Raw genomic sequence first — 1,895 nt, 5'->3', positions numbered from 1 at the left:
CGCTACCGATGAAGACCTCATAAGAGATAGGCTTGATACAGTTAAACCAGTACTTATAAATTCAACAATGGAAGAAGTGTTTGAAAGGTTTGAGGATAATCCAGAGCTAACTATTCTACCGGTAGTTGATAACACAGGATCCCCAAAAGGTGTTATATGTGAGAAGTCAATTAAAAGATATATATATGCTCCCTTTGGTAGAGAGCTACTTATTAATAAGTCTATCAATGAAAATATTAGGCGATTTTTGACGGCTATACCCACAGTTGACATAAAAAAATCTATAGAGGAAGTTATTGAGGTGTATAGCCAAAATATAGAAGCAGAAGGCTTAATAGTAACAGAAGACGCTAAATATAAGGGGATGATAAATCCAAAGGATATTATTAATATAATCAACAAAAAAGAACTTGAAATTGCAAAAGAAACAAATCCCCTTACAAAATTACCAGGTAATATTTTAATAAATAAATATATTAGTGATGCCTTAAACAAGGCTAATAAATATAGATATTTTGTATATCTAGATTTTAATCATTTCAAACCCTTTAATGACAACTATGGTTTTAGGTTAGGCGATAGAGCAATTCTTATGTGTAAAGATATACTTTTTAAATGTATTGATATAAATAAATATTTTATTGGGCACATTGGTGGAGATGATTTTTTTGTGGGTTCACTGAGAGATAATGAGGAATGTTTGAGTATAGTTAAAGATGTTGAAAAGGTTATATCTTCATTTAATAGCTCTATACTGGTATTCTTTGATGAAGAAACTAGAAAGAAGGGTTATTATGTTGGTATTAATAGACAAGGCAGAAAAGATAAGATACAACTTTTATCAATAAGTGCTGCAATTATTGAGATTGCAAAAAATGTTAATAATATTAACGAAGATGTCTTATCAAGTGTATTAGCAAAGTCAAAAAAAATAGCTAAAAAATCAGAAAATTATTTGTCAGTAGTTGGTATTAATAGCAATTTCTTTAATGTTTTAAATTAGCCGTATGAAAACTAAATTGTTGAAATGCCACTTTATTTAGGTTAAATTAGTAACATGTAGGCTTATGGATACATATATAATCAATAGCTCCCCAAGAGAAAAAGGTAGTTGTGCCTTTATTGCTAATAAGATTGAGGAAGATATCTTAAAAGATAAGAGTGTAAAGACCCTAAACTTGAACAAAATGAATTATAGAGGTTGTCAAGCCTGCTATAGTTGCAAGCTAAATAATAGTTTTTGCGTTGTAGATGATGGGCTTTCCCCCTATTTAGCTGACTTTAGCAAAGCTGATCTATTTATTATATTAACACCTAATTATTACGGCTTTTGCAGTGGCCAATTGAAACTTTTTTTAGATAGATGGTTTTGTCTCATAGATAAACATAGGAGATCAAAGCTTAAAGAAGGTGGCAAACTATTTTTTATAGTAACCCAAGGTGCTCCAGATAGATCTAATAGCGGTGTTTTACTTAAGTGGATAGAGAGGTTTGCAAAACACTATTTTCTAAAGTTTTATGGGATAGTTGTGCCTAATTGCTCAAAAGATAATCTTGACAGTCCAAGATTGAAATTTGATGAAATAAAAATGGCCTTAAATATGTTTATATAACTCTATTAATATCAAAATGTTTTATCCACTAATAAGTTTTCATACTAGTTGATATTATCTGCCTAAATCTTCCAACTTCACAAGTTAGAAATTTTGCATATGTTCGCTATTCCTTCAACTTCGCAAGTTCAACTTTTATTTAGCTTTGCAAGTTATAATTTTTTTGCGTTTGCATAGTCAAAATATTTCAAGTTTATTTGTGTGCCTACAAGGCTAGCAACTGCTGCCTTTAATAGGTTTCGTCTAGTTGCTCTCACTATTTTCCTCAAATGGTTTTGTTGT

2 protein-coding genes are annotated in these 1,895 nt (G+C 30.4%); both read left to right on the top strand.

The annotated features are described in order from the left end of the window. The coding region (locus SVN78_10750) for a diguanylate cyclase (GenBank protein ID MDY6822084.1) at positions 1 to 1,003 on the top strand (1,003 nt) is incomplete at its 5' end. A 64-nt stretch (positions 1,004 to 1,067) separates the two neighbouring features. Then, entirely contained in the window at positions 1,068 to 1,613 is a 546-nt protein-coding gene (locus SVN78_10745) for a flavodoxin family protein (protein ID MDY6822083.1), read from the top strand. Positions 1,614 to 1,895 lie beyond the last annotated feature (282 nt).

Source organism: Deferribacterota bacterium, from assembly GCA_034189185.1.
Classification (GTDB): Bacteria; Chrysiogenota; Deferribacteres; order Deferribacterales; family UBA228; genus UBA228.
Note: the sequence above shows the minus strand (reverse complement) of the source record. Positions and strands in the feature narration are given on the sequence as shown.

Excerpts from the sequence above, each read along its gene's own strand:
- SVN78_10745 (MDY6822083.1), top strand. The coding sequence starts at position 1,068 with ATGGATACATATATAATCAATAGCTCCCCAAGAGAAAAAGGTAGTTGT.